Raw genomic sequence first — 23,567 nt, forward strand, 5'->3', positions numbered from 1 at the left:
ACCGGCGCGGTAGGCGCCCCCATCCCGGAGGCTGCGGCGCTGAGGACTTCGGCGCGACGGCGGATGGCGCGGCAGGCTCGACCTGAGCGCCCCGCGGTACACCGCCTGGCAGCCGGCCCCAGCGTGGCACGACGCGGAACTGCAGGTCGTCGATGATTCCGGCCACACAGGCAGCCCGGCTGTGGGTGCCGCCATCCGGCGCCCGGTTCGCCCGGTGCCCCGCGAGCGCGGCCGATCAGCGCACACCCGCCACTGGTCCCCTGACCACCCGCTGCAGCGCGCGCAGGTCGGCGTCGAGCGTCCGGTACAGCCAATAGACGGCGACGAACGCGAGTCCGCCGACCGCGCACAAGCCCAGGACCGAATCGCGCACCAGCGGAAGCTCCTGCTCGGGTTCGAGCAGACTGAATCCGGCCAGCACCCCGACCACCGGAACAGACGCCGTGACCGCGAGATAGATCGTGGTTCTTCGACGCAGCGCCCGAATATGGCCGGAGTCATGCGCCGTGGGGCGGCTGTAGCGCAAATAGACCGGATAGACGGAGCGGACGATGTAGAAGGTCGACAGGAAGAACGTGTAGGCGACGGAGATGACGGCTGCCATGAAAACCGTCATCGCCGCGTGGATCACCAGCCGCGCCGGAAGGTCGGTGAGCCAAAGGCATAGGAAAACCCCGGTCACGGTTGCCGTTATCCCGGTCTGGAAGGTGTTCAGCGCACACATATCGCCCCAGAACAGTGTTCGCGCCCGCACCCGCGCGAGCAGGGCCTCGTCATAGCGTCTGCCCTCGCGCAAGCCGCGAAGAACGGTGAGCTGATCACGGGACATGTAGACGTAGATGACGATGGACAGCGGGCCTGCGATGAGAACGAAAATGTAGACACCCATGTTGAGCTGCCAATTGGTGGCATCCGACAGGCGCTCTCTGAGCAGTTCTTGCACGTGCACAGCCATGTAGATCGTGGCGAGGCCGACGCCGACCAGCGACGACAACCACAGGACGGGGGTGGGCCAGCGCGAAAGTCGCAGCCGCCAGCTATCCGGCGGCGGGTAGACGAGATCGCGGGCCCTCTCTTCCAGGCACAAGTCGAGCTGCTGCGCCAATTCCGCTCCGGACGAGTAGCGGTCGGCGCGATTGGGCGACAGACACGTCAGCAGCACGCGGCGCAGCGCCATGGGGCAATCCGGCGGAAGCTGCGACAGGAACGCCGGCTCGACGGGTCTGCGCCGCAGTTCGATCATGCGGGCCAGGGATGTCTGCGAGTCGCCCGCGGACATCTCGTCCGCGAAGGGGCGGCGTCCGGTGAGCAGTTCCCAGAGCATGACAGCCAGCGCGAAGATATCGCTTCGGGTGTCCAGTTCCGCGGCCGTCCCGGGCAGGTCGGGATGGCAGGCTTCGAGCTGCTCGGGCGACATGTACGCCAGCGATCCGCCGAAGTACGCCAGGGGGCTGGTGCCCGAGACGCGTTCGCTGAAACTCACGTTGAAGTCGGCCAGCTTCGGACTTCCCTCGGCGCTCAGCAGCACGTTCGCGGGTTTGATGTCACGATGCAGCACCCCTCGTTCGGACGCGTGCTGCAGCGCGTCCGCGAGCCGGCGCCCCAGCCAGGCGACAGTCTCCGGCCAGGTCAGTGCGGCGATCCGCGGCCTAACGGCTGATTCGGTCGGCCGCACCTCGCCCTTGTCGGCGAGCACCTTGTCGATGGCGTCGAGCAGCAGTTGCCCGCCGCGCCGCTCCTGCGGCGTCGTGCGCGACAAGCGCAGCACGTCGAGCAGTGTTCCGCCGGGTAGGTACTGCATGTAGAGCAGTTTCAGCTCGCCGTCGGCGATGAGGCGCTGGTCGAAGATGCGCACGATGTACTCGTGGTCGAGTTGGGCGAGCGTCTGCGGCTCGTTGCCGTGGTTGTGCGAGATCTTGACCGCGACCAGTCGCTGCATCGATTGCTGTCGAGCGAGGTACACCTGGGCGAACGCACCGACCCCGATCCTCATCAGGAGGTCGAAATCATCGACCCGGTCGCCGACGTCGATGGCGTCCAGGGCGACTTGGGCACTCGGGCGGGCGATCATCGTGCTGCGGTAGTCGCTGGTGAGCCGGTCCAGTTCAGGGGTGGCCGCTATGGCGGTGGCGGTCAGGTCGGTAGGATCGCTTCCGTGGTCGCCGCGGCGCATGGCGTGGAATTCCTCGTACACCAGATCGGCCGGAAACGGACCGGTTCGCAGCTCGGGGAATTCCGCACGGTAGTCGATCAGCCGCTTGGGGAAGTTGTAGCGAATCCAGCGATACTCGAGGTCGACCTTGATCAATTCGATCAGTATCGTGCGCCGCTCAGCCGGGTCACGAGGTAAGTAGGCGGACAACTCGGGCGGGGACCCGGACGCCCAAGCCTCTGAGAACTGCGCCACGACGGCGGCGAGCGCGGCGCGGGTTCGTTCGGCTGAATCGGCCAGATCGATCGGCTCACGCATCGGTAGCTCGGAATCAGCCGTGGTTGATCAAACGGCGGCTACACACGATGCGTCCTTGCCTCGCAGGTGTCCCACATCAGCTCCTCGACGTCGAATTTGCCAGTTCAAGGGTATCGCTCCGGGCACGGCAGGCGCTGCATCTCCGCGAGCGCGACGGATGGGCTGCTTTTGCAGATAATTCGCCATCCGCTCGCTTCGGTCGTTCCGAGTCGTGGCCGCGCCACGTGCCACCGAACCGCCGGACTCCACGGCCATGGGGGCAGGCCGACATGCCGTCGAGCGTCCTCGCGGATTCGGGCCGATACAAACTCGGCTTCCCCGCTCACAGCATGCCCCCGCCGAGAACAGCGCGTCGGCACTGCCGTCCTCGATGACCGCACCGGCCCACCCGCCGCCTGCCCAGGAGCACTTCGCCAATGCTCTCGAACAGATCAGCGTCCGGACGCCGACCGCGACGCCACTTCCCGCCGACCTCATGCAACAGCCGAGCGACTGGCGTCGGACGTGCGATCGCTGGGGGAAATCGAAACGTACGGCATGCTGCACCTGCAAGCCGCACTCGTCACCGCCGCACTCGGCGGCGACCCGTCCGACCACTTGAACGAAGCGGACGAGCAAGTCGCCCGGCTCCGGCAGGCCACCCCCGACCGCGCCCTCCTGCGCAACCCGACCTTCAACGCGACAAACGTGACCTTGTGGCGGCTGTCCGCGGCGATGGAACGCCGCGAACCAGGCCAAGTCCTCGAACTCGCCCCCACTCTCAACCCCGAAACGATCCCCGCCGAAGGACGCCGAGCCCAATACTTCGTCGAAATCGGCCGCGCCCACGCCCTGCGCCGCGACTACCGCAACTCGCTGCACGCCCTACTGCGCGCCGAACACATCGCCCCCCAGCAAATCCGCGGCATGACCCACGTCCGCGAACTCGTCGGCCACATGATGCGCACCGCCCGCCGCGACCTCACCACCGGCGACCTGGGCCGCCTCGCCAAACGCATCGGCGCCGTCCCGGCCTGACCACTCGCGCCACCGCATTCGCACGCAAATATATTGCGACACAAACGATTCGAGCGGCTCCGACAGTAAGTCCGAGCGACGCCGGCAGTAAGTCCGCCCTGCCCCAGCAGCCGGATGGCGGCAAACGCTCGAATTACCCTTTGCCGCCGTCACCAGCTGTTACGGCACGTTATCAGCCGGTCGGCCACCGCGATCCAGCCTCGGGCCCGGCCCTGCACGCCCAGGTAGCGCGCGAAGACCCGGCGGGAACGGCACAGTGGCAATACGTTCCGAGCGTTCGGCCCTGACCCGGCGTGATCATCAGCGACGACGGCCACCTGACCGACTTCGTCGGTAACCTCGCGGCGAAATGCGCCGGTCGGGTGGCACACGGCAGTGCCGAGCGGACTCAGGTCGACCTCGGCGCACAACACCGCCGTGACACCATGATCCTGTGGACGCCAATGGAAATCCCGTGCTGTACGCCCTGGTGACCGGCTCGCCCGCCGCACGTGATGTCGGCAAATTGATCACCCTGGCCCAGGCGGACGGCTGGGTCGTATGCGTGATCGCCTCGCCGTCCGGCACGCGGTTCATCGACGCCGACGCTATTGCGGCGCAAACCGGCTATCACGTGCGCAGCGAGTACAAGGAACCCGGCACGCCGGATGTGCTGCCGCCCGCCGACGGCATCATCGCCGCTCCGCTCACCGGCAATTCGATCGCGAAATGGGCTGCGGGGATATCCGATACGCTCCTGCTCGGTCTGCTGGTCGAAGGATTCGGCAAAGGTTTGCCGATTGTGGGCGTGCCTTACTCGAATCGCGCGCAGATCAGCTTTCCCGCGATCCAAGAGGGGCTGCGCAAACTGGCCGAATGGGGCGTCACCATCGTGATCGGCGAAGGTGAGCCGCACGAGCGGGGCACCGGGGAAGCGCGTCTCCCCCACTTCCCCTGGCAGGCGGCCTGGAAAGCGTTCCTCGAGCACCCGCGCCGAACCGGCGCCGACCATCCGAACTGACCCACACCGCTGCGCCGCCGGAACACCGCGCCGCCCGGTCACGCCGACGGCGCGGGTACCGCAGACGAAGCGCGGCTTCGACGGCCTCGGAGGGGGCGGCGGTCGTCGTGCGGCTGGGCCCTCGAGCCGCACCTCGTTTGAAAGTTCTCCCGCATTGTCCTGCGAAAATTGCCGGGAAGTTCCAACCGAAGGTCCAACGATACTGTCGAATCTCATGAACGCAGTCGCCGAGAATCCGACAATCGACCTCAGCATGGCCGAGCTGCGCGAGGTTACCGCCTATGCCCTGGCCTGCGCGGAGCCCGTGCTGGTGATCTTCGAGCGCGACCGTCCCGACGACCCGCGTCCCCGGGCCGTGCTAGAGGAGGCGCGCGGGTTCGCCGCCGGGGGCAAGCGGACGAAGGCGCTGCGCGTGACCGCACTGGAGGCGCACCGGGCCGCACGGGCAGCTCGGGAGCTGGGGTATGAAGCCGCATTCGACGCTGCGCGCGCCGCCGGTCACGCGGGAGCGGCCGCGTACCTGCACCCGCTGGCGAAGGCGACGCAGGGCGGGCACATCCTCATGTCGGCCGCCCACGCGGCTCGAGCGCTCGAACTCGACGCAGGCGACAACCGTGAGGTCGGCGACGACTACGTCCAGAAGGCTACGGATCTGGCCGGGCCCATCGTGGTGAGCGTTTTGCTGCGCTACCCACTCGCCCCGAGCGGTCGCGGCCGCGTAGGAGAGCTATGGCGGGAACTGGACGCATCGTTGCGACGGCTGGCGATCCATCGTTGACCTACGGTCGCTCCGACCGGATCCATCGTGTGGAAGGGATCAGGGAGCGGAAGCCGCGGGTCCGATCCACTGGTCGAACAGCCGGTCCACCGCGCCGGTCGCGAGCTGGGTGGCCAGATAGGCGTCCAGGGCGGCCGCCAGGACCGGATCGTCCTTGCGCACCAGCAATACCTTCCCGAAGGAGTCGAACGGCGCTTCGGGATGCAGCACTTGCAGGTCCGGGTGCTGACGCACGCGGTAGCGGCCCTCGACGGAGTCGGTGACGAACACGTCGGCGCGGCCCTGTTCGATCTCGCCGAAGATCGTCAGATTGTCCGGCCACAAGGTGAGCTGCGCGTCGGGGAAGTTCTTGCGCGCGAAGTCCTCGTTCGTCCCACCACGATTGGCGATCACGCGAACACCGGGACGGTTGATCTCCGCGATGGTCGCGTAGGCGGCGCCGTTCGCGCGGTGCGTGATCGGTGCCTTGCCGTCGGTGCCGTAGGTGATCGAGAAGTCCGCGAACGCGCGGCGCGACGGCAGATCGGAGATGCCCCCGACCGCCAGATCACAGTTTCGCTGGGCGAAGTCCGTCCGCAGCGTCGCCCACGTCACGGGCACGAACTCGATCGGGCGGCCGAGCAGTGTGGCGAACCCCCGCGCGAGATCGATGTCCACGCCGCGGTAGCCGCCCGCGTCGTCCCTGATCGAGTACGGCGGATAGTCGCCGGGCGTGCAGGCGCGCAGCATGTTCGAGGTCTCCGACGGCTGCGCGGCCGCCGGAATCGCCACTGCGACAAGCGTTGTCCACGCGGTGACCAGCACTGCGCCGACGCGGCCGGGCAGCGTCACTCGGCTACGCACCGATCACTTCTCGTTGCGCGCCTTGGGGAAGCGGGCCTGCTTGGCGACCCAGCCCGCCATCTTGGCCCAGTGGCCTTTGCGCGGGGTGACGATCGAGGTGAGTGCGCGATCCCATTCGTCGGCCTCGGTGAGACCGTCGATGGTGTCGATCAATGCCTTGGCGGTATCCAGGTCCGCGACGACCCGGTCGCCGAGGATGCCGTCGGCGCCGACCAGGGTGACGCGGACGCCCGCGCGACCGATCGGCTGGAGCACGGCCGTGGCGGATTTGCCGTGGTCGGCGACGAATCCCTTGACGGACTCCACGAGGGCGCCCGACAGCTTCACCGGCGCCGTGGCGGTTTCAGTACTCATGGCAGGCAGTTTACCGACCGGTAGAAAGCGGGCCCGCCGCTCGGGTGTACAACTAAAACTCATGCGCGCCATTCAGGTTTCCGAACACGGTGGTCCCGAGGTCCTGAAGTACGTGGAGGCGCCCGATCCGCAGGTCGGGCCGGACCAGCTGCTGGTCGACACCCGGGCGATCGGCGTCAACTTCATCGACACCTACATCCGCACCGGGCGCTACCCCCAGGACGTCCCCTACATCCCGGGCGCGGAGGGCACCGGCGTGGTCGCCGAAGTCGGCGCGAACGTCACCGACTTCGCGGTAGGCGACCGGGTCGCCTGGGCCGCCGGGCCGGGCAGCTACGCCCAGAAGGTGGCGATCGCGGCCGCCGTCGCCATTCCGGTGCCGGACGGTGTCGAGCCACCGGTCGCCGCCTCGGCGCTGCTGCAAGGTATGACCGCGCACTATCTCATCGAGTCGATCTATCGCCCCGAGCCCGGGGAAACGGTGCTGGTGCACGCCGGCGCGGGCGGCGTCGGGCTGATCCTCACCCAGCTTCTGACCGCGCGGGGCGTCCGGGTGATCACGACGGTGTCCTCCGACGAGAAGGAGACGCTGTCGCGCGCGGCGGGGGCCGCCGAGGTGCTGCGCTACGGCGACGACCTCGCCGACCAGGTGCGCGAGCTCACCGACGGCGTCGGCGTGGCGGCGGCCTACGACGGCGTCGGCGCGGCGACCTTCGAGGCGAGCCTGGCCGCATTGCGCGTCCGCGGGACGCTCGCCCTGTTCGGGGGCGCGAGCGGTCCGGTGCCGCCGTTCGACCTGCAGCGGCTCAGCACGGCCGGGTCGCTGTTCGTCACCCGTCCCACCTTGGCGCATTACACCCGTGACCGCGCCGAACTCACCTGGCGCGCGGGCGACGTGCTCGACGCCATCGCCAAGGGCACGCTGAACATCCGGATCGGCGCGACCTACCCGCTCGCCGACGCCGAACAGGCCCACCGCGACCTGGAAGGCCGCAAGACCACCGGTTCCATCGTCCTGCTCCCGTGAACCGGCGGCGGGCGACCTCGTTCCCCCGCCGTCCGGTCAGTAGTCGCGGCCGGTGAGACCGCGATAGATGAAGCGGGTCAGCCCGTCCACGGCCTGTTCGTCGGTCAGGTCGACGTTGCCTTCCTCGACCGCGGCCAGCAGGCCCTGCGCGAGCACGAACATCATCGCGAGGCTGGCATCGACCGTGCTCGGCAGCCGTAGTCCCTGGTCGGCGAAGCCCGCCACGTGATCGGCGATGTCCGCGCGCTGCTGGATGCCGAACTGCGCGACAATGCGCGCGAACTCGTCGTTGACCAGAGCCGCCTGATTGACCGCGCGCAGCACGGGCGCATGTTCCCGCGCGAAAGTCCAGTACCCGGCGACGTGGTAGCGGACCGCCTCCGGATCGCCGAAGTCCGGGTTGTGGTCCGGCCCCTCCGCCCGCTCGTCCCCTGCCGCGGCCAGATCGTTCAGCAATGCCTGGAGCAATTCTTCCTTGCTCGCGAAGTGGTTGTAGAACGACCCGGCCGCCCGGCCCGCCGCCGCCGTGATGTCGGTGATCTTGGTGTTCAGATAGCCGCGCTCGGCGAACAACCGCAGCGCCGCGGCCTTCAGCGCCTGCTCGGTTTCGGCCGACTTCTCCTTGCGACTCAACGACACCCAGCTCACCTCCTTGACAAGGAAAGGTACCAAGCGCAAAACTGAATACACATTCACTGAATTTCAATTCACCAGGAGTATCTCGTGTCGCAGCTCGTTCTCGTCGCAGGCGCCGGACCCACCGGGCTCACCCTCGCCCTCGATCTCGCCCGCCGGGACATCCCCGTTCGGATCATCGACAAGGCGGCCACGTTCTTCGCGGGCTCCCGCGGCGACGGCATCCAGCCGCGCACCCTGGAAGTCTTCGACGACCTGGGAGTTCTGGACGCGGTACACACGGCGGGGATGCCCGGACCGGTGATGCGCGTGCACCTCGACGGCCAGTTCGTCGCCGAGCGCAGGATGAGCGAGCCGGTCGAGCCCACCCCCGCCGTCCCCTACCCCAACGGGTGGGTCCTCGGCCAGTCCGGCACCGAGGCCATCCTGCGCGAACGGCTCGCCGGGTTCGGCGTACGCGTAGAGCTGGGAACGGCCCTCGTCACCTTCGACCAGGACGACAGCGGGGTCACGGCGACGCTGGAACGCGACGGCGCCCGCGAGACCGTGCGCGCCGCGTACCTGGTCGGCGCCGACGGCGGCAGGAGCACCGTGCGCAAGACGCTGGGCATCGCTTTCGAGGGCGACACCGACGAGTCGATCCGGATGCTGCTCGGCGACGTGCGCGCCGACGCGCTCGACCACGAGTTCGGCTACTGGTTCGCCGCCGCCGACCAGCCGATGCAGGGCATCGCGCTGTCCCCGCTGCCCGGTGGACGTCACTTCCAGTTCGCCGCGCCCCTGAGCGCGGACGCGCAACCGAGCCTCGAACTGCTGCAGTCCTACGCCGATCGCTACTGCGGGCGCGACGACGTCACGCTCACCGACCTCACCTGGGTGACGGTGTGGCGGCCCAACATCCGCCTGGCGCAGCGGTTCCGCGACGGCCGGGTCTTCCTCGCCGGGGACGCCGCGCACGCGCATCCGCCCACCGGCGGCCAGGGCATGAACACCGGCATCCAGGACGCCTACAACCTCGGCTGGAAACTGGCCGCCGCCCTCGCCGGTGACGACACACTCCTGGACAGCTACGAAACCGAACGCAGGACGGTCGCCGCCAGGGTGCTCGGCCTGAGTTCCGAACTGCTGGACAAGCTGATCGACGGCGACGAGGACGCGATGCGGCGCGGACCGGAGACCAAGCAGCTGGACATCAGCTACCGCGATCCGGCCGTGCGCGAGCCGCTGGCCGCGGGCGACCGGGCCCCGGACGCGCCGGTGAAAGACGAGGAAGGCCGGCCTGTCCGGTTGTTCGACCTGTTCCGCGGGCCCCACGCGACGGTGCTGTCGTTCGGTGCGCCCGCGGAGGCGGGGCCGCACGCGTATGCGGTGGTACGCCCCGGAACGCAAGTGTCAGGACGGTACGTGGTGGATGTCGACGGACACGCCCACGCGGCCTATGCCGCGGTCGAGGGCACCCGGGTGCTCGTGCGGCCCGACGGCTACGTCGGCTACGTCGGCGCGATCAGCTGAAGAAGCCGCCGATGGTGTCCCAGCCGAGCACCGAGTCCACCGCGAGGCCGCAGAACACCACGGCCAGGTAATTGTTCGACTGCAGGAACAGCCGCAGCGGCTTCACCGATTCGCCGCGCCGCACGCCCGCGTACAGCTGGTGGGCCATGAGCAGGAACCATGCTCCGGCCACCAGCGCCACGGCCGCGTAGATCACGCCGGTGGCCGGCACCAGGGCGAGCGTGGTGAGCACGGTCAGCCACGTGTAGACGACGATCTGCTTGGTGACGGCCCGCTCGGTGGCCACCACCGGCAGCATCGGCACGCCCGCCGCGCGATAATCCTCCTTGTAGCGCATGGCCAGCGCCCAGGTGTGCGGCGGCGTCCAGAAGAAGATGACGCCGAACAGCGCGACGGCGGGCCAGCCGATGCCCCCGGTCACGGCCGACCAACCGACCAGCGCGGGCATGCACCCCGCCGCGCCGCCCCACACCACGTTCTGCGAAGTACGGCGCTTGAGGCCCAGCGTGTAGACGAAGACGTAGAACAGGATCGTCGCGACGACGAGCAGACCGCTGAGCAGGTTGGCCTGCCACCACAGCCAGGCGAAGGAGCCGATGCCCAGCACGACGCCGAACACGAAGGCGTTGCGGGTCGGCACCGCCTCCCGGGCCAGCGGCCGCTTGGCGGTGCGCTTCATGACCTTGTCGATATCGGCGTCGGCGACGCAGTTGAGCGTGTTCGCGCTCGCCGCGCCCATCCAGCCGCCGAAGAGGGTCGCCAGGATCAGCCGGATGTCGACGGTGCCGCGGTCGGCGAGCAGCATGGTCGGGATCGTGGCGACGAGCAGCAGCTCGATCACCCTGGGCTTGGTCAGGGCGACGTAGGCCAGCGCCCGTCGCATCAACCGGGACGGTAGGCCGGGCCCCGTGAACCGGTCGGCCAGCGCCGTCGCGGAGGAGCCGTGCGCACCGTCGCCACCCGGCTGTTGCCCAATCCGCACTGTCTCTCCTCGCACGCTGTGCATCGCATCCGGCATGGACGAGCAGTGCGCTCGTCCCGGTGGTACGGATGTGCCGACGCCGGACCCGCGTCCGCCCCGGCGCCTCTTCCGACCGGTGCGGCGCGACTACTACTACAAAGGATGGTAGACCCCTGCCGCCCCTCCCCCTCCCCTCGCCCCCGCGCAAGGGCGCCGGTCCGCGACGGGCCGGACCGGCTGTCCCGCGCCGCGGCGGCATCCTTCGCGAGGGGCGTTCGACCCGCCCCGTACTCCTTCTGTCCGAGACTTCCAGCCGCCTGGCCCAGTCCGCCGACTCGCCGCATCACGACCGAGCAGCCGGGCCCCCGCGCTGAGCGCCGAATCTCGTTCCAGCGGCCAGAAGAATTTCCCGGCCCGGGGCCTGAGCCCGCGAATACACCGCGCCTTTCCACGGGCCGTTTCCAGCAACTCTCGCCGCGGTCGCGAGGAATGCGGGGAAGCGGTCGCTTGATCGAAACTTCCCGTCCCGCTGAACGCGAGCTGACGAGCGCATTCACGGCCCGCCGCGCGCCCGAAAGGGCCGAACTACGTGCACCGATGGCCTGGGGTTGGTCCCGCTCCACGCCCGCCGTGCAAGGCCGCGAACCTACCGCCGCCGCAGGCGCGGGCGAGGAAAAACCACCTGCGAACACGCAGCGCAGCGGGACCCGCCGAACCAACCCAGGGTTAATGGTGTGCCGGTCAGCGGGCACATCTAGGGTATGTGGGTATACCCGGTACGCACGCCGTAGCTGCCGCGCGATCATCGCCGTCAGAAACCCCACCCGCCGTCGACGAACCAATGTCAGGAGAACCTCGGTCGTGTCGATCACAGACGACATCCGCGCCCTCACTCAGCCGAACCACCCGGACGACTGGACGGATCTGGACACCAAGGCCGTCGACACCATCCGGGTCCTGGCCGCCGAGGCGGTGCAGAACGCCGGAAACGGTCATCCCGGCACCGCGATGAGCCTGGCGCCGCTGGCCTACACGCTCTACCAGCGCACCATGCGCATCGACCCGAGCGATCCCAGCTGGGTCGGCCGGGACCGGTTCGTGCTGTCGTGCGGGCATTCGAGCCTCACTCAGTACATCCAGCTGTACCTGGCGGGTTTCGGCCTGGAACTGGACGACCTGAAGAACCTGCGCAAGTGGGGCTCGCTCACCCCGGGTCACCCGGAGTTCCGGCACACCGACGGCGTGGAGATCACCACCGGCCCGCTCGGCCAGGGTCTCGCCTCGGCGGTCGGCATGGCCATGGCGGCACGGCGCGAGCGCGGTCTGTTCGACCCGGACGCCGCGCCCGGCACGAGTCCGTTCGACCACTTCGTCTACGTCATCGCCTCCGACGGTGACCTGGAGGAGGGCGTCACGTCCGAGGCGTCCTCGCTGGCGGGCACCCAGCAGCTGGGCAACCTCGTGCTGGTCTACGACGACAACAAGATCTCCATCGAGGACGACACCACCATCGCCTTCACCGAGGACGTCGCCGCGCGCTACGAGGCCTACGGCTGGCACGTGCAGGTGGTCGAGGGCGGCGAGGACGTCGTGGCCATCGAGGCCGCGCTGGACGCCGCCAAGGCCGAGACCGGCAAGCCCTCGATCATCGTGCTGCGCACCATCATCGGCTACCCCGCGCCCGGCAAGATGAACACCGGTTCGGCCCACGGCGCGGCGCTGGGCGCCGACGAGGTGGCCGCCACCAAGAAGATCCTCGGCTTCGACCCGGACAAGAGCTTCGACGTGGATCCCGCCGTCATCGAGCACACCCGCAAGGTCGTCGAACGCGGCAGGCAGGCGCACGAGCAGTGGCAGCAGTCCTTCGACGCGTGGGCCGCGGCCAACCCGGAGAACAAGGCGCTGTTCGACCGCCTCGTCGAACGGCGGCTGCCGGAGCACTGGACCTCGAATCTGCCCAGCTACGAACCGGATCCGAAGGGCATGGCCACCCGCAAGGCGTCCGGCAAGGTGCTCGCCGCGCTGGCGCCGGTGCTGCCCGAGCTGTGGGGCGGCTCGGCCGACCTGGCCGAGTCCAACAACACCACCATGCCCGACCAGCCCAGCTTCGGGCCGGAGTCGATCTCCACCGGCATGTGGAAGGCCGACCCGTACGGCCGGACCCTGCACTTCGGCGTCCGCGAACACGCGATGGGCGCGATCCTCAACGGCATCGCGCTGCACGGCCCGACCCGTCCGTACGGCGGCACCTTCCTGGTGTTCAGCGACTACATGCGTCCCGCCGTCCGTCTGGCGGCGCTGATGCGCGTGCCCGCGATCTACGTCTGGACCCACGACTCCATCGGCCTCGGCGAGGACGGCCCGACGCACCAGCCGATCGAGCACCTCGCCGCGCTGCGCGCGATCCCGGGCCTGAACGTGGTCCGGCCGGGCGACGCCAACGAGACCACCTACGCCTGGCGCACCATCCTCGAACGCGACAGCAGCGAGCACAGGTCGCACTTCTCGGTGTCCGAGCTGCCGCACCAGGACGGCCCGTCCGGCCTGGCGCTGACCCGCCAGGACCTGCCGATCCTGGAGGGCACCAGCTACGAGGGCGTCTCCAAGGGCGGCTATGTGCTCGCCGAGGCGTCCACGGGCACCCCGCGGGTGATCCTCATCGCCACCGGTTCGGAGCTCCACCTCGCGGTCGCCGCCCGCACTACGCTGGAGGAGCAGGGCATCGCCACCCGTGTGGTGTCGATGCCGTGTGTGGAGTGGTTCGACGCGCAGGACAAGGCTTACCGGGACGAAGTGCTCCCGCCCGCGGTCGCCGCTCGCGTGGTCGTCGAGGCCGGTATCGCGATGCCGTGGCACCGCTTCGCCGGTGACGCGGGCGAGATCGTGTCGATCGAGCACTTCGGCGCCTCCGCCGACTACAAGACCCTGTTCCGCGAATTCGGCTTCACTCCGGAAGCCGTCGTTGCCGCCGCGCAGCGCACGCTCGAGAACGTGAAGGGATAAGTGCCCATGGCTCAGAACGAGAATCTCGCCGCCCTCTCGGCGGCGGGAGTGTCCGTATGGCTCGACGATCTGTCCAGGGACCGGATCCGGTCCGGCAACCTGCTCGAGCTGATCGAGACCCGGTCCGTCGTCGGTGTCACCACCAACCCGACGATCTTCCAGGGTGCGCTCAGCCAGGGCCACGCCTACGACGGCCAGCTGAAAGAGCTTGCCGCGCAAGGCGCGGACGCCGACGCCGCGATCCGCACCATCACCACCGACGACGTCCGCGCGGCCTGTGACGTGTTCGCTCCGGTCTTCGACGCCACCAACGGCGTGGACGGCAGGGTCTCCATCGAGGTAGACCCCCGCCTGGCGTTCGACGCCGACCGGACCGTCGCGCAGGCGGTCGAACTGTGGAAGATCGTCGACCGGCCCAACCTGTTCATCAAGATCCCGGCCACCGAGGAGGGTCTGTCCGCCATCACCGCGGTGATCGCGGAGGGCATCAGCGTGAACGTCACGCTGATCTTCTCGGTGCAGCGCTACCGCGCGGTGATGGGCGCGTACCTGGAAGGCGTGAAGAAGGCCAAGGTCGCCGGCCACGATCCGGCAAAGATCCATTCCGTCGCTTCGTTCTTCGTCTCCCGGGTGGACACCGAGATCGACAAGCGGCTGGAGGCGCTGGGCACCGAAGAGGCGCTCGCGCTGCGCGGCAAGGCGGGCATCGCCAACGCCCACCTCGCCTACGCCGAGTACCAGGACGTGTTCGACGGCGGCAAGCACACCTCGACCTTCCAGAACCTGGCGGCGTCCGGGGCGAATCGGCAGCGTCCACTGTGGGCGTCGACCGGTGTCAAGAACCCGGACTACTCCGACACGATGTACGTCACCGAACTGGTCGCGCCGAACACGGTGAACACGCTGCCGGAGAAGACGCTGCAGGCGGTTGCCGATCACGGCGTGATCCGTGGCGACGCCGCCAGCGGCCAGGCCGCCGCGGCGAAGGACGTCTTCGACCGGCTCGCCGCGGTCGGCATCGACCTCGACGACGTGTTCGCGGTGCTCGAGCGCGAGGGCGTGGACAAGTTCGAGAAATCCTGGGAGGAGCTGCTTTCCGCCACCGCCGACGAGCTGAAGTCGGCGTCGACCGGGAACGGCTGATCGATGGCCGGGACAGCGCCCACAGATCGATCGGACGCCGTCGAATGGCAGAACCCGCTGCGTGACAAGGGGGACAAACGGCTCCCCCGCATCGCCGGACCGTGCAGCATGGTCATCTTCGGCGTCACCGGCGATCTGTCTCGGAAGAAGCTGATGCCGGCCATCTACGACCTGGCGAACCGGGGGCTGTTGCCCCCGGCCTTCGGCTTGGTCGGCTTCGCGCGCCGCGACTACGCGGACGAGGACTTCGCCGGGGTCGTCTTGGACGCGGTCAAGGCGCACGCGCGCACTCCGTTCCGCCAGGAGGTCTGGGATCAGCTCTCCGAGGGCATCCGGTTCGTCCAGGGCACCTTCGACGACGACGCGGCATTCGACCGGCTCGCCGACACCCTCGCCATGCTGGACAAGGAGCGCGGCACCGGCGGCAATCACGCGTTCTACCTGTCGATCCCGCCGAACATGTTCCCGGTGGTGCTCGATCAGCTCTGCTCGCACGGCTTGGCGCAGTCGACCGGGCCGGACGCTGCCCGCAAACCCTGGCGACGGGTGGTCATCGAGAAGCCCTTCGGGCACGACCTGCACAGCGCCCAGGAGCTCAACGCGCTGGTCAACGGGGTGTTTCCCGAGGAGCGGGTGTTCCGCATCGACCACTATCTCGGCAAGGAGACGGTGCAGAACCTCCTGGCGCTGCGCTTCGCCAACCAGTTGTACGAGCCGATCTGGAACGCCAACTTCGTCGACCACGTGCAGATCACGATGGCCGAGGACATCGGCTTGGGCGGCCGCGCGGGCTACTACGACGGCATCGGGGCCGCGCGCGACGTGATCCAGAACCACCTGCTGCAACTGCTGGCGCTCACCGCCATGGAGGAGCCGATCAGCTTCGAGCCCAAGCAATTGCAGACCGAGAAGATCAAGGTGCTCTCGGCGACCAGGCTCATCGAACCGCTGGACGAGACCACCGCGCGCGGACAGTACACCGCGGGCTGGCAAGGCAGCGAGCACGTGGCCGGCCTGCTGCAGGAGGAAGGCTTCGACCCGAATTCGAAGACCGAGACCTACGCCGCGATCAGCCTGGAGATCGACACCCGCCGCTGGGCGGGCGTGCCGTTCTTCCTGCGTACCGGAAAGCGGCTCGGCCGCAGGGTGACCGAGATCGCGGTGATCTTCAAGCGGGCGCCGCACCTGCCGTTCGACCAGACCATGACCGAGGAGCTGGGGCAGAACGCGCTGGTCATCCGGGTGCAGCCGGACGAGGGCATCACCACGCGGTTCGGCTCGAAAGTGCCCGGCTCCAGCATGGAGGTGCGCGACGTCAACATGGACTTCACCTACGGCGAGGCGTTCACCGAGTCCTCCCCCGAGGCCTACGAACGCCTGATCCTCGACGTGCTGCTCGGGGTGCCGTCACTGTTTCCGGTGAACGCGGAGGTCGAATTGTCCTGGCGCATCCTGGATCCGGTGCTCGAGCACTGGGCCGCCGAAGGCAGGCCGGAACCGTACGAGGCGGGCACCTGGGGCCCGCCCTCGGCCGACGAGATGATTGCCCGCACCGGGCGGGAATGGCGGCGTCCGTGATCGTCGACATGCCCGAGACCAAGACCGGCGAGGTCACCAAGCGCATCGTGCAGTTGCGCGAGAGCAACGGCGTGATCACCGTTGGCCGCGTGCTCACCCTGGTGGTGTGCACACTGGACAGCTCCGAGGCCGAGGACGCCATCGACGCGGCGAACGAAGCCAGCCGCGAGCATCCCTGTCGTGTGGTGGTGCTGGCGCGCGGCGACCGGGAGGCCGCCACCCGGCTGGACGCGCAGATCCGGGTGGGCGGCGACGCGGGGGCGGCCGAGGTGATCGTGCTGCGGCTGCAAGGCGAACTGGTCAACCACGAGAGCAGCGTCGTCACCCCGTTCCTCCTCCCGGATACGCCGGTGGTCGCGTGGTGGCCGCGCGGCGCCCCGCAATTCCCGTCCAAGGATTCGGTGGGGCGCTTGGCGGGCCGCCGCATCACCGACGCCACGTTCGCGCCCGATCCCCAGGCCGCGATCAAGAAACGGCTGCAGTCCTACGCCAGCGGTGACACCGATCTGGCCTGGAGCCGGATCACATACTGGCGCGCACTGCTGGCGGCGGCCATGGACGAGCCGCCGTTCGAGTCGGTGGATTCCGCGACCGTGTCCGGGCTGCGCGACGAGCCCGCCCTGGACATCCTGGCCGGCTGGCTGGCCGCCCGGCTCGGCTGCCCCGTTCGCCGCCGCACCGGCCCGCTGCGCGTGGAACTGCACCGACCCACCGTCTCCATCGCGATCGAACGCCCGCAGACCGGCCGCACCGCGACACTGACCCGCACCGGCGAACCGGTGCAGCGGATCGCGCTGGCGCGCCGGGAGACCCGTGACTGCCTCGCCGAGGACCTACGCAGGCTGGACGCCGACGAGACCTACGCGGAGGCGCTGGCCGGAATCGAGAAGGTGATCTATGAGTGAGCACACCGATTCGCCGTTCCCCAGCGACACGGTCGAGGTGCACCTCGACACCGACTCGCTGGTCGCCGCCGCGGCGGTCCGCTTCGTCTCGGTCGTGGTCGCGGCCCAGGCCCAGCGCGGATCCGCATCGGTGGTGCTGACCGGCGGCGGAACCGGCATCGCCCTGCTGGAGCAGGTGCGCAAGTCCCCTGGCGACATCGACTGGTCCCGCGTCGAGGTGTTCTGGGGTGACGAGCGCTTCGTGCCCGCGAACGATGCGGAGCGCAACGACCTGCAAGCCAGGCAGGCGCTGCTCGATCACGTGCCGGTGGATCCGGCGCGGGTGCATCCGGTGGCCGCCTCCGACGGCGAGTATCCCGACCCGGTGGAGGCGGCCGCCGAGTACTCCGCGACGGTGCACGCCTACCTCGCCGAACACGGCGCGTTCGATCTGCACCTGCTCGGCATGGGCGGCGAGGGCCACGTGAACTCGCTGTTCCCGCACACCGACGCGGTGCGCGAGGAGCACGAACTCGTCGTCGCCGTCACGAATTCACCGAAGCCTCCGCCGGTGCGGGTGACCCTCACCCGGTCCGCGATCAGGCGGACCCGGCACGTCGTGCTGGTGGTCGGCGGCGCGGGCAAGGCCGAGGCGGTCGCCGCGGCCATCGGCGGCGCGGACCCGGTCGACGTGCCCGCGGCCGGCGCGACGGGTATCGACTCCACGACCTGGCTGCTGGATCAGGAAGCCGCGTCCGCGCTGCGCTGAGTGGGCCACGACCGATCGACTCGTAAATTTATCCGTCACCGTCCCCGGCTGCCGAAAGAACACCGCCGGATAACGCAGCCGGACGGCGGAGTTTACGAGATGATCGGTCGGTGACCGAGCAGGCAGTGGACTTGGAGGAGCGGTTCCGCACCGCCGTCGCCGCATTCGTGCCGGGGCCGCGCCGCCGGGCGGATCAGCCCATCGTGCCCGGCGGCCCGATCACCGGCACGGCGTGCCTGGAGCTGTTCGACGCACAGGCGACGAGCAGACACCTCGATCTGGCCGCGCGTCGCCTCAGCAGCGACCGGCGCGGTTATTACAGCATCGGCTCGTCCGGTCACGAGGGCAATGCCGCCGTCGCCGCTGCCCTGCGCACCACCGACCCCGCCCTGTTGCACTACCGGTCGGGGGCGTTCTTCGTGCACCGGGCCCGGCGTGTACCCGGGCTCGACCCGATCCGGGACGTCCTGCTCGGTGTGGTCGCGGCGGCGACGGACCCGATTTCCGGGGGGCGGCACAAGGTGTTCGGCAGCGCTGCCGCGAACGTCATCCCGCAGACCTCCACCATCGCCTCACATCTTCCGCGCGCGGTCGGGTTGGCGTTCGCGCTCGATCGCGCGGCGCGGCTGGGTGTCCCCGGCCCCTGGCCCGCCGACTCGGTGGTGGTGTGCAGTTTCGGCGACGCGTCGGCCAACCACTCCACCGCGACCGGGGCGATCAATGCCGCGATCCACACTGCGGGTCAAGGGATTCCGATGCCGATCCTGTTCGTATGTGAGGACAACGGCATCGGGATCAGCGTGCCCACCTCACCCGGCTGGATCGAGCAGGCGTACGGCCACCGGCCGGGCCTGGCGTACTTCAGCGCGGACGGCTGCGCCGCGCTCGACGCGCTGACCACCGCGAACACCGCCACCCAGTGGGTCAGGGACCATCGAGCGCCCGCGTTCCTGCGCCTGCGGACCGTCCGGCTGCTCGGTCACGCCGGATCCGACGTCGAAACCGCCTACCGCCGCCCCGCCGAGATCGCCGCCGACCTCGCTCGCGACCCGGTGACGGCGACCGCACGGCTGCTGATCGAGTCCGGCGTCGCCACACCCGCCGACCTGCTCGACCGCTACGCCGACCTGGGCCGCCGCGTCGCAACGACCGCCGACATGGTCTGCGCCGAACCGAAACTCGACTCGGCGGCGGCCGTGATCGCACCGATCGCGCCCTCCCGTCCCGCGCTCGTGCGCGCCGACGCGCTGCGCACCGACCCGCTCCCACACCACGAGCGGGAGCACGCGGACACCGGCCAGGCGATCACGCGCATCGCTGCCCCGCCCCGCGTGAACGGCGCTGTCGCGCAGGGTGATCCGATGACCCTGGCGCAGGCGATCAACGACACCCTCGCCGGCCTGCTCGAGCGCGACCGTGACGTGCTCGTCTTCGGCGAGGACGTCGGCCGCAAGGGCGGGGTGTACGGCGTGACCAAGGGGTTGCAGAAGACATTCGGCGCGCGGCGCGTGTTCGACACCCTGCTGGACGAGCAGAGCGTGCTGGGCACCGCACTCGGCGCGGCGCTGGCCGGATTCGTGCCGATTCCGGAAATCCAGTACCTCGCCTACCTGCACAACGCCGCGGATCAGATCCGTGGCGAAGCGGCCACGCTGCCGTTCTTCTCCGACGGCCGCTACCGCAACCCGATGGTGGTGCGGATCGCCGGATACGCCTACCAGAAGGGCTTCGGCGGCCACTTCCACAACGACAACTCGGTGGCCGCGCTGCGCGACATCCCAGGCGTCGTGCTCGCATCCCCGTCCCGCGCCGACGACGCCGCGGCGATGCTGCGCACGTGCGTGTCCGCCGCCCGGGTGGACGGCAGAGTATGCCTGTACCTCGAGCCCATCGCGCTGTACCACACGCGCGATCTGCACCATCCGGGCGACGACGGCTGGCTGGCACGCCCGTCTCCGGCGGAGCACGTGGAGATCGGCCGCGCCCGGGTCTACGGCGACGGGGCCGACCTCACCCTGGTCAGCTTCGCCAACGGCGTGCCGATGAGCCTGCGCGCGGCGCGGCGGCTGGCCCGGCACGGGATCCACACACGGGTGCTCGACCTGCGCTGGCTCGCTCCGCTCCCGGTCGACGATCTGCTGCGGCACGCTTGCGCGACCGGACGGGTCCTCGTCGCGGACGAGACGCGCCGCGGCGGTGGCGTGTCGGAAGCGGTGTGCGCGGCTCTGCTCGACGCCGGTTTCACCGGACGGCTCGCGCGCGTGACCAGCGAGGACAGTTTCGTGCCTCTCGGCCCGGCCGCCGCCACGGTGCTGCTGGACGAGGACCGGATCGAAGCCGCGGCCGTCCGGCTCCTCGGTGACACGACCGGCGCCGACCCGCGGCGCGCCGAGGCCCGGCATTCCCCGGTAATTCGATTCGACCGGTGAATAGTGGAAATACAGTGGGGGTGACGGTGACCAGCAGCGGAAAGGACACGGCGATGACCACGATGTCCATGCTCGGCGAGGTGCGGCCGGAGCACGAGCACACAGCAGACGGCGATCTGGTGCTCCTGCACTACCTGCGTTCGTTCCGCAAGCCGGTGCTGGACGTGTGGTCGGCGGCCACCGAGCGCGGCCAGCTCGCGCGCTGGCTCGGCACCGTCTCCGGCGGCAACGGCAACCTCACCATCGAATTGTTCGACGGTCCGGTCCCCGGCCCGGTCGCGGTGCGCGTCGACGATTGCCAGGCGCCGCACGAACTCGTCGTGCACATCGACGGCTGCCTGCTCGAAATCCGGATGACCCAGGTCGGCGTGGTCACCACCGTGGAGCTGACCCGCCGCCATGTGTGCCCCGCCGACGCGGGCGCCATCGGCCCACGGTGGCAATACCTGCTCGATCGCCTGACCGCCTACCTCGACTTCCAGCCGCTGCCGCGGTGGGCGGACTACCCGAAACTGGCCGAGGAATACCGCTGAGCGGATCCGGACGGCGGCCGTGGCCGCCCCGGCCGCTGTCCCGGCACGACGCACCCCGGCCGGTCGATCAGTAGAAGAACCCGGCGATCCCCCAGCCCGGACGCGCCTGGGCCTCCCGGATCCATTCGACGCAGGACTCGATGGCGGCGAGAACCTCATGGTCGACCTCTTCCCGTTGCGGCGGCGTGGTCGACTCCCACTGCACGAGCGCTTCGGCGCACTGTTCGGGCGTCCATTCGCCGTAGCCGGGCAGTTCGTCGGGCTGCGGCAGTGAGGGCGGCAGCGAGTGGTACATGAACGCACGCACGCTGACCGCTTTGATGCCCAGCGTGGCGAGCCCGTCATCGATGTGGTCGAGCCAGCGACCACGGAACGCCGAGAAGTAGCGGTTGTCCACGAACCGGCCGTAGAACTGGCAGATCGTCTGGTAGGCGTAGCCGTATTGGAAGCCGTAGGCCGGGTCGAAGGGACCACCGTCGATGACGGCGCGCACCGCCTCGTAGCGGGTGGGTGCGCCGTCCGCGATCTCCTCGGCGAACCAGTCGTCGTCGTGGGTCAGCTGGGCCTTGAAGCGGCCCCCGATCATCCGCCGGAGCTTGTCGTCCCGGGACCCGATGGCGCCCTTGACCCTGTCCAGTTCGACGACGTAGATGCTCAGGCTATAACTCATTCACCGAACATTAGCGGTGCCCACCGACAACGAACGGCGCTGGGCCCGAAGACGTTTCGCCTCAGGCCGGAAGCCGGTCCTGATGCGCGGCCAGATGGTCGAGATGCGCGGTGAGCAACGCGTTCACCTGCTCGGTTCGCTCCAGCTGTACGAGGTGGCCCGCGCCGCCGATCTCGGTCACCGCGCGCAGGTCGACGACGTGCTCGCGCAAGGTGGCCAGCGGGTCACGCCCGCTGAAGCCTTCCATGTCGGGATCACGGTCGCCGTACAGAAAGTAGGCGGGCACGGTGACTTTCGCGTCCGCGTACTCGGCGGTGAGCTCCCAGTTGCGATCCAGGCTGCGGTACCAGTTCAATCCGCCGGTGAAGCCGGTGCGCTCGAAATCCCTCGCCAGCACGTCCAACTCGTCCGCGCCGAACCAGCTCCACGGCAACGCGGGCGCCCCCGGCAGCACGTCGAGGTAGCCGGTGCCCTCCGCCGGGAAGCGCCAGGTGTCCAGGTAGTGATAGTCCGCGCTGAGCGCGTAGTAGACGCGAGCCAGGAACTCCCGGGGACGCGCGGCGAGTTCCGCGTCGGCGACACCCGGGGTCTGAAAGTAGTGCAGGTGCAGGAAGTGCCGAGCCGCGGCCTTCGCCCACAATTGCGACGGAGCCCGCGGCGGACGCGGCGCGAAGGGATTGTTCAGGACGATGACGCCGCGCACCCGCTGCGGCGCGCGCAACGCCAGTTCCCACACCAGTGCCGCGCCGAAGTCCAGGCCGACGAACACCGCCTGCTCGGCGCCGATGTCGTCGAGCAGTGCGAGCAGGTCGGCGCAGACCGCGCGATTGGTGTACGCCTCGAGCTCGGCCGGGGCGTCGGTCTGCCCGTAGCCGCGCAGGTCCGGCGCGAGGGCGCGGTAGCCCGCCGCGGCGAGCGCGGGAAGCTGGCGATGCCAGATGTACCAGGTGTGCGGAAAACCGTGGCAGAAGACCACCGGCTGCCCCGCACCCTGCTCGGCGACGTGCATGCGGACACCGTTGGTCGTCACGAACCGGTGCGTCAGCTCCACTCAAGCCTCCAAAACGATGTACTAGAACACGTTATCGTTTCACGGTAATGTTCCGATTCCGTGAGCGGAATACCCGAGAGGCTCGAAGGCAACGTCGCGGTGGTCACCGGCGCCAGCCGCGGCATCGGCAAGGGAATCGCCCTGGAGCTGGGCGCGGCGGGTGCCACGGTGTTCGTCACCGGGCGTTCGGCGGCCCAGGGACGACTACCCGGCACGGTACACGCTACGGCCGCGGACATCGATGCCGCGGGCGGGGTCGGCATCCCGTTCGTGTGCGATCACCGTGACGACGATGCGGTGGAGCGGCTGTTCGAGCTGATCCGCACCGAGCACGGCAGGCTGGACGTGCTGGTGAACAACGTCTACAACTCCCCCGCCGCGGCCCGCTGGCTGGGCAAGCCGTTCTGGGAGGTGCCACCGGCGGCGTGGGACGAGTCGTTCGACGTGGGTGTCCGATCCCATTACGTGGCAAGCGTGTTCGCCGCGCCGCTGCTGATCGAATCGGGCGGGCTGATCGTCAACATCTCCTCGCCGGGGGCACGCAGGTACATGCACAACGCGGTCTACGGCGTCGCCAAGGCAGCGGTGGACCGGCTCACCGCCGACATGGCGCACAACCTCGCGGGCACCGAGGTGACGGCGGTCTCGCTCTGGCCGGGCCTCGTGGACACCGAACTGCTGCAACTGGTTCCGGCCGACGCCGACGGCAGGCGGGTGGTCACGCTGCCCGGTGAGGGCACCTTCGACCTGGGCGACGCGCAGACACCGCGCTTCACCGGCCGCGCCGTCGTCGCGCTCGCCACCGACGCGGGACGGCGCTCCCGCACCGGGTTGCCCTGGCGGGTGGCCGATCTCGCCGAGTACTACGGGTTCACCGATCTCGACGGGCGCATTCCACGCGTCGACTGA

The 23,567-nt window shown here is 69.3% G+C and carries 21 protein-coding genes; 14 read left to right on the forward strand and 7 right to left on the reverse strand.

Annotated features, from left to right (window positions below):
- Window positions 1-235: 235 nt before the first annotated feature.
- Complete coding sequence (locus IU450_RS06255) at window positions 236-2,470, reverse strand: serine/threonine-protein kinase (RefSeq protein ID WP_195148843.1); 2,235 nt, start codon at window positions 2,468-2,470, stop codon at window positions 236-238.
- A 504-nt stretch (window positions 2,471-2,974) separates the two neighbouring features.
- Between IU450_RS06255 and IU450_RS06260 the strand changes: the two genes are divergently transcribed.
- The 4 genes from IU450_RS06260 to IU450_RS06275 all read left to right on the forward strand — a co-directional run bounded on the left by IU450_RS06260 (window position 2,975) and on the right by IU450_RS06275 (window position 5,265).
- Entirely contained in the window at window positions 2,975-3,487 is a 513-nt protein-coding gene (locus IU450_RS06260) for a hypothetical protein (RefSeq protein ID WP_195148844.1), read from the forward strand.
- Between the two features lie 293 nt (window positions 3,488-3,780).
- Entirely contained in the window at window positions 3,781-3,960 is a 180-nt protein-coding gene (locus IU450_RS06265) for a hypothetical protein (protein ID WP_195149641.1), read from the forward strand.
- Entirely contained in the window at window positions 3,942-4,487 is a 546-nt protein-coding gene (locus IU450_RS06270; protein ID WP_324197561.1) for a flavoprotein, read from the forward strand. The genes IU450_RS06265 and IU450_RS06270 overlap by 19 nt, the downstream gene beginning before the upstream one ends.
- 214 nt (window positions 4,488-4,701) lie before the next feature.
- Window positions 4,702-5,265 carry a putative immunity protein gene (locus tag IU450_RS06275; RefSeq protein WP_195148846.1) on the forward strand — a complete coding sequence of 188 codons (564 nt, stop codon included), beginning with the start codon at window positions 4,702-4,704 and terminating at the stop codon, window positions 5,263-5,265.
- Window positions 5,266-5,304: 39 nt separating this feature from the next.
- Here IU450_RS06275 and IU450_RS06280 read toward each other — a convergent pair whose 3' ends face one another.
- Together IU450_RS06280 and IU450_RS06285 are read right to left on the reverse strand one after the other, a co-directional pair.
- A complete protein-coding gene (locus tag IU450_RS06280) occupies window positions 5,305-6,108 on the reverse strand; it encodes a transporter substrate-binding domain-containing protein (protein WP_195148847.1) in 804 nt (267 codons plus the stop codon).
- Between the two features lie 3 nt (window positions 6,109-6,111).
- Window positions 6,112-6,462 (reverse strand): hypothetical protein, encoded by a 351-nt coding sequence (locus IU450_RS06285; protein WP_195148848.1) that lies wholly within the window; start codon window positions 6,460-6,462, stop codon window positions 6,112-6,114.
- 61 nt (window positions 6,463-6,523) lie between these two features.
- On the opposite strand from IU450_RS06285, the gene IU450_RS06290 reads away from it, so the two are divergent.
- Window positions 6,524-7,489, forward strand: a complete 966-nt coding sequence (locus IU450_RS06290) for a quinone oxidoreductase family protein (protein WP_195148849.1) — start codon at window positions 6,524-6,526, stop codon at window positions 7,487-7,489.
- 36 nt (window positions 7,490-7,525) lie between these two features.
- Here IU450_RS06290 and IU450_RS06295 read toward each other — a convergent pair whose 3' ends face one another.
- Window positions 7,526-8,128, reverse strand: coding sequence for a TetR/AcrR family transcriptional regulator (locus IU450_RS06295; RefSeq protein WP_324197562.1), 603 nt, complete (start codon window positions 8,126-8,128; stop codon window positions 7,526-7,528).
- A gap of 84 nt (window positions 8,129-8,212) precedes the next feature.
- Here IU450_RS06295 and IU450_RS06300 point away from each other — a divergent pair, with 84 nt between their 5' ends.
- A complete protein-coding gene (locus tag IU450_RS06300; RefSeq protein ID WP_195148850.1) occupies window positions 8,213-9,637 on the forward strand; it encodes an FAD-dependent monooxygenase in 1,425 nt (474 codons plus the stop codon).
- Here IU450_RS06300 and IU450_RS06305 read toward each other — a convergent pair.
- Window positions 9,630-10,520, reverse strand: a complete 891-nt coding sequence (locus tag IU450_RS06305) for a heme o synthase (protein WP_228834243.1) — start codon at window positions 10,518-10,520, stop codon at window positions 9,630-9,632. The two genes, IU450_RS06300 and IU450_RS06305, sit on opposite strands and share 8 nt — an antisense overlap.
- A 939-nt stretch (window positions 10,521-11,459) precedes the next feature.
- Here IU450_RS06305 and tkt point away from each other — a divergent pair.
- The 7 genes from tkt to IU450_RS06340 all read left to right on the forward strand — a co-directional run bounded on the left by tkt (window position 11,460) and on the right by IU450_RS06340 (window position 20,937).
- Entirely contained in the window at window positions 11,460-13,601 is a 2,142-nt protein-coding gene (gene tkt, locus IU450_RS06310; protein ID WP_195148852.1) for a transketolase, read from the forward strand.
- A 6-nt stretch (window positions 13,602-13,607) separates the two neighbouring features.
- Entirely contained in the window at window positions 13,608-14,744 is a 1,137-nt protein-coding gene (gene tal / locus IU450_RS06315; RefSeq protein WP_195148853.1) for a transaldolase, read from the forward strand.
- A gap of 3 nt (window positions 14,745-14,747) precedes the next feature.
- Complete coding sequence (zwf, locus tag IU450_RS06320; RefSeq protein ID WP_195148854.1) at window positions 14,748-16,322, forward strand: glucose-6-phosphate dehydrogenase; 1,575 nt, start codon at window positions 14,748-14,750, stop codon at window positions 16,320-16,322.
- Window positions 16,319-17,227: a glucose-6-phosphate dehydrogenase assembly protein OpcA gene (gene opcA / locus IU450_RS06325; protein WP_195149549.1), complete on the forward strand. Its 909-nt coding sequence runs from the start codon at window positions 16,319-16,321 to the stop codon at window positions 17,225-17,227. Before zwf ends, opcA begins: the two co-directional genes overlap by 4 nt.
- The gene (gene pgl / locus IU450_RS06330) at window positions 17,220-17,975 is read left to right on the forward strand and encodes a 6-phosphogluconolactonase (RefSeq protein WP_195148855.1); all 756 of its coding nucleotides are present in this window, start codon (window positions 17,220-17,222) and stop codon (window positions 17,973-17,975) included. Before opcA ends, pgl begins: the two co-directional genes overlap by 8 nt.
- Window positions 17,976-18,085: 110 nt before the next feature.
- On the forward strand, window positions 18,086-20,404 hold the full coding sequence (locus IU450_RS06335) for a thiamine pyrophosphate-dependent enzyme (RefSeq protein WP_195148856.1): 2,319 nt from the start codon (window positions 18,086-18,088) through the stop codon (window positions 20,402-20,404).
- Window positions 20,405-20,457: 53 nt separating this feature from the next.
- Window positions 20,458-20,937, forward strand: a complete 480-nt coding sequence (locus IU450_RS06340; protein WP_195148857.1) for a hypothetical protein — start codon at window positions 20,458-20,460, stop codon at window positions 20,935-20,937.
- 67 nt (window positions 20,938-21,004) lie between these two features.
- On the opposite strand, the gene IU450_RS06345 is transcribed toward IU450_RS06340, so the two are convergent.
- Both IU450_RS06345 and IU450_RS06350 read right to left on the reverse strand, forming a co-directional pair.
- Window positions 21,005-21,607, reverse strand: a complete 603-nt coding sequence (locus tag IU450_RS06345) for a DUF7691 family protein (protein WP_195033702.1) — start codon at window positions 21,605-21,607, stop codon at window positions 21,005-21,007.
- A 61-nt stretch (window positions 21,608-21,668) separates the two neighbouring features.
- Window positions 21,669-22,658: an alpha/beta hydrolase gene (locus tag IU450_RS06350; RefSeq protein WP_324197563.1), complete on the reverse strand. Its 990-nt coding sequence runs from the start codon at window positions 22,656-22,658 to the stop codon at window positions 21,669-21,671.
- A gap of 60 nt (window positions 22,659-22,718) precedes the next feature.
- Here IU450_RS06350 and IU450_RS06355 point away from each other — a divergent pair, with 60 nt between their 5' ends.
- Window positions 22,719-23,567: an SDR family NAD(P)-dependent oxidoreductase gene (locus IU450_RS06355; protein WP_195148858.1), complete on the forward strand. Its 849-nt coding sequence runs from the start codon at window positions 22,719-22,721 to the stop codon at window positions 23,565-23,567.

Source organism: Nocardia abscessus, from assembly GCF_015477775.1.
Lineage (GTDB): Bacteria > Actinomycetota > Actinomycetes > Mycobacteriales > Mycobacteriaceae > Nocardia > Nocardia abscessus_A.

Coding starts and splice junctions, on each gene's coding strand:
- IU450_RS06305 (WP_228834243.1), bottom strand. CDS start 10,520: ATGCGACGGGCGCTGGCCTACGTCGCCCTGACCAAGCCCAGGGTGATC.
- IU450_RS06340 (WP_195148857.1), top strand. CDS start 20,458: ATGACCACGATGTCCATGCTCGGCGAGGTGCGGCCGGAGCACGAGCAC.
- IU450_RS06255 (WP_195148843.1), bottom strand. CDS start 2,470: ATGCGTGAGCCGATCGATCTGGCCGATTCAGCCGAACGAACCCGCGCC.
- IU450_RS06345 (WP_195033702.1), bottom strand. CDS start 21,607: ATGAGTTATAGCCTGAGCATCTACGTCGTCGAACTGGACAGGGTCAAG.
- zwf (WP_195148854.1), top strand. CDS start 14,748: ATGGCCGGGACAGCGCCCACAGATCGATCGGACGCCGTCGAATGGCAG.
- IU450_RS06275 (WP_195148846.1), top strand. CDS start 4,702: ATGAACGCAGTCGCCGAGAATCCGACAATCGACCTCAGCATGGCCGAG.
- pgl (WP_195148855.1), top strand. CDS start 17,220: ATGAGTGAGCACACCGATTCGCCGTTCCCCAGCGACACGGTCGAGGTG.
- IU450_RS06290 (WP_195148849.1), top strand. CDS start 6,524: ATGCGCGCCATTCAGGTTTCCGAACACGGTGGTCCCGAGGTCCTGAAG.
- IU450_RS06285 (WP_195148848.1), bottom strand. CDS start 6,462: ATGAGTACTGAAACCGCCACGGCGCCGGTGAAGCTGTCGGGCGCCCTC.
- tal (WP_195148853.1), top strand. CDS start 13,608: ATGGCTCAGAACGAGAATCTCGCCGCCCTCTCGGCGGCGGGAGTGTCC.